The organism is Rhizobium sp. P1_E1 (genome assembly GCF_056406015.1).
Map to the genome: position 1 here is coordinate 1 of NZ_JBFUAY010000312.1, position 4,079 is coordinate 4,079.

Annotated in this window: 4 protein-coding genes; 3 read left to right on the forward strand and 1 reads right to left on the reverse strand. The window is 61.6% G+C overall.

The window, feature by feature from the left end; translation table 11 throughout:
* Window positions 1-744: efflux RND transporter periplasmic adaptor subunit (locus AC1D1Z_RS34655; protein ID WP_477853314.1), on the reverse strand; the 744-nt coding region annotated here is incomplete at its 3' end.
* Between the two features lie 208 nt (window positions 745-952).
* On the opposite strand from AC1D1Z_RS34655, the gene AC1D1Z_RS34660 reads away from it, so the two are divergent.
* The 3 genes from AC1D1Z_RS34660 to AC1D1Z_RS34670 all read left to right on the forward strand — a co-directional run.
* Window positions 953-1,639 (forward strand): response regulator, encoded by a 687-nt coding sequence (locus AC1D1Z_RS34660; protein WP_047620457.1) that lies wholly within the window; start codon window positions 953-955, stop codon window positions 1,637-1,639.
* A 2-nt stretch (window positions 1,640-1,641) separates the two neighbouring features.
* Complete coding sequence (locus AC1D1Z_RS34665; RefSeq protein ID WP_477853316.1) at window positions 1,642-2,940, forward strand: sensor histidine kinase; 1,299 nt, start codon at window positions 1,642-1,644, stop codon at window positions 2,938-2,940.
* Between the two features lie 139 nt (window positions 2,941-3,079).
* Window positions 3,080-4,079 (forward strand): efflux transporter outer membrane subunit (locus AC1D1Z_RS34670; RefSeq protein ID WP_477853318.1); only part of this gene is annotated, 1,000 nt, incomplete at its 3' end.

The window sequence follows — 4,079 nt, forward strand, 5'->3', positions numbered from 1 at the left end:
TCCCTGAATGGGTCGTCCGTCCGGCCCGTCGATGTCGACGCTCAATCCTTCGGAGATGCGTGAGAGGTAACGAGCCGAAACCTCGGCCTGCCATTCGACACGCTGTTGGCGGACCAGGCGAAACAGTTCGGTGCCCRACGAGACGACCGCGCCGAGTTCGGCCGATCGCGAGGTTATCAGGCCGTCGTCGACGGCTGTGACGGTTGTCTGGTCGAGCTTGATCTTCTGGCTGTCGAGCGCCGCCTCTTCAGACGCAAGACTTGCCGTCGCCGTCTGTTCGTCGGCGAAATATTCGACAATCTTCTCATCCGAAAGGGCGCCCGACGAGCGTAGCTGCCGAGCCCGATCGGCATTGGCCTTCGCCTTTGTCAGGTTTGCCTTAGCGGTCACGACAGCCGCTTCCTGCTTGCGAAGGTCGGCCTGCACGCTGTCCTGCGACAGCCGCACGAGGGTCTGCCCCTTCTTAACCACGGAACCGACGTCGGCCAGGATTTCGGTTACGCGCAGACCGCTCGTCTCGGAAGCGATGATGGCTTCCTGCCAAGGCTTCAGCCAACCGCTTGCGGGAACGGTTTCCGGCCAGTCCCGCTCAGCTGGCGTTACCAGCGAGACGGTAAGGGCGGGTGCGGCGGATTGATCCGCCATGGTATTGCGCAGGGGAAGCAGGAGCGCTGCCGCAACAAGAGCAGCAGCGAATATTCTGGGCGGTTTTCTCAACGATGCACTCCTTGTGGTCAAAGGCATGGGTGCCTTTTCCCGATCCGTGCCAACTCGATGAAGGATTGCGGCTCATGTTGAGGCAACCCGATCCTGGCTCGCGGTGATGTCATGGAAGGATAAGTAACGGGGTGAACGTTAAGTGCGGTCAAGTTAGTGTTAAGTTAGGTAAAACTCGCTCATGCGACTGTGTTTGTGCAGTATGGCTTACCCGGATCAATGACGGACGAAGTGAATGAACAAGGTTCTCCTCATCGACGACGATGCCGAGCTGACGACGCTTCTGCAGGAATATCTGGTCGAAGAAGGATATGAGGTGGTCACGGATACGGACGGTCGCGCCGCGATTGCCGCTGCTGCCGGCAACACGGTCGATATTATCGTGCTCGACATCATGATGCCTCGGATGAACGGGATCGAGGTTCTGCAGAGGATCAGGAAGCTCAGCCAGGTCCCGGTCCTGATGCTGACCGCAAGGGGCGATGACGTCGACAGGATATCGGGTCTCAATCTCGGCGCGGACGACTATGTGCCGAAGCCTTGCTCGCCGGGCGAACTTGCGGCGAGGTTGCGCGCCATCCTCCGTCGGGCAGGTCAGCCTGCGGCCGGCGCGACGACCGACACGATCAGGGCGGGAAAACTCGTGATTCATCCGAGCAGCAGGATCGCCGAATGGCGTGGAGAAACCTTGGATCTGACCGGCACCGAGTTCAGCCTGATCGAGGTGCTTGCCCGCAGCGCCGGCCAGCTCGTGTCGAAGCAGGAAATTTCGAAGCGGGCCTTCGGCAAGCCGCTGACCCCGTTCGATCGCCGCATCGACGTCCATATCAGCAGCGTTCGTCAGAAGCTCGGACTGAGGGAGGACGGACAATCCTGGATCCAGTCCGTTCGCGGCCARGGCTATCAACTACTTGTGGACTGACCATGCCCCGGCTTTTCTGGAAATTTTTCGCGACGATCTGGTTGACGCTTGCAACGACGCTCACGGTCATCATCGTGATCGTCAACCTCTTTCAGATCCCGCCGCCTGGCCGCGATCGCGAATACCAGGAGCGAGCGATCATTCTGAAGCTGACGGCGAACGTGCTCGCAAGGGATGGGGAGGACGCCGCAGCGCGCTTCATCCGCACAAGTGAATATACGGTGCCACTAGGTCTGACGCTTTCGAAAACCATGGAGTCGCCTGCGTGCGGAGACGAGGGCAGGGCAGAGACGAAGTCCATTCTGAAGGACGGAATTTGCTACCGGATCTCCGTGGCGCCAGAAGCGAACTTCCTTCTCAACATTGCGGACAACCTGGCGCTGCTGGTGCCTTGGCTTTCGATTTTCGTTTCGAGTACGGTCGCTGCCGCCGCACTCGCCCGCTATCTCATTCGACCCGTCGTACATCTGCGCGACGGCCTGAGCGCGCTCGCCCATGGCCGCTTCGACTTCCGTATCGGCAACCAGATGGCCGGCCGAAAGGATGAAGTCACCGCACTGGCGCACGACYTCGATTCCACTGCCGCGCGGCTTCAGGAGCTCCAGGATGCGCAGCAGAGGCTATTTCATGACGTCTCCCATGAATTGCGTTCGCCCCTGTCTCGTCTGCAGGCCGCCGTCGGCGTCCTTCGGCAAAGCCCGGCCAAACTCGGCGCCATGCTGGATCGGATGGACCGGGAGGTCGAACGGCTCGACGCGCTGGTCGGCGAAGTTCTGACGCTAGCCAGGCTGACCGCGGGCTCCGGCCTGCCGCTGAAGACCCAGGCCCTGGATGTCATCGAGCTCCTCAACGAAATCCTCGGCGACGCGGCATTCGAAGCCCAGGCACGGGAGGTCTCGATCACAACCAGTGTCGAGGGCACCTTCCGCGCCGAGGTCGAAGGTGAGCTGATCTACAGGGCGCTCGAAAACGTTGTCCGCAACGCCGTCAAATACACGGCCGAGCATTCGCACGTATCAGTGGCTTGCGAGGCGACGACCGGCCGCCTCAAAATCTGCGTCACGGATCAGGGGCCGGGTGTCCGGCGAGACGAACTCGAACGGATCTTCCAGCCGTTCTCACGTGGTAAAGAGGCAGTGCCAAGAGGCGGATACGGCCTGGGTCTGGCCATCACCCGGCAGGCGATCGAACGCCACGGCGGGCGTGTACATGCGTCATTGCCGGATGCCGGAGGCCTGGCGGTCACCCTGGAGCTTCCCAGGAAGCCGGTACCCTATGGCTTGGCGGACGAACACGCCTGAGGACCAATCGACGAAGCTCGAGGCGGTGGTGGATGAGGCCCCGCAACCCAGACTTTACCTAACTTTACAGTGTCTTTACCGCCATTAACGTTGGCGCCGCTAAGCCTGAACCTACGATCCCGGTTCAGAAAGCTCGCCAGTGAGTCCGTCGCTCTGCACAAGAATATCATCCCTCCGCTACGCCACATCGGCACTCACGCTTTTGGTGGCAGGCTGCGTCAGCGGCCCGGATCACGCTCTCCCACAGATGCCGCTTCCTGCTAAATTCCAAGAGGGCGGGACCAAGAGCAACGGCGATGTCGTGACGGCACAGTGGTGGACGGCCTATCGCGACAAGCGGCTCGACGGCCTGGTGGCCCATGGCCTCAGCGAGAACCTCGATGTGCTGCAGGCGCTCGAGAGCATCAACTCGGCTTCCGCCAATGTCACGGTTGCCGGCGCCGGCGGCCTGCCGAGCCTCAGTGTCGACGCATCGCACACGGTATCCGGCGAGAGGGGGCGGCTCCGCACGACGGTCGGCACCGAGAATACCACAGGCGGCCAGGCCAGCCTTTCCTGGCTGCTCGACTTCTTCGGCCAATACCGTCGCTCGAAGGAGAGTGCCATCGCCTCGCTGGGGGCCGCCTATGCAACGGCCGACAACACAAAGCTCACCTTCCTGAAAGACCTGATCGAGAGCTATATCGACGCCCGTTATTACCAGGAGCGAATCGCGCTTTCACAGGCGAGCTTGAAATCCCGCCAACAGACTTACGAACTGACACAGCTGCAGCTCAAGGCAGGTGCGGCCTCCCGCCTCGACGTCGTTCAGGCCGAGGGCCTGGTACAGTCGACAAAGTCCGACATTCCCGGCCTCGAACAGAGCTTCACCGAGTCAGCCCATCACATTGCCACTCTGCTCGGGATGCCGGCGGCCTCGCTGATGGGTGAGCTGCAGAAAAGCGCCGGCCAGCCGGTTTTCCGCGGCGACATTCGCGCCGGCATTCCGGCCGATCTCATCCGCAACCGTCCCGATATCCACAAGGCTGAACGCGATCTGGCTGCAGCCGTTGCCGACATCGGCGCTGCCGAAGCCCAGCTCTACCCGTCGATCTCGCTCTCCGGTTCGATCTCGCCGAGCTGGGTCAAATCATCCGGTG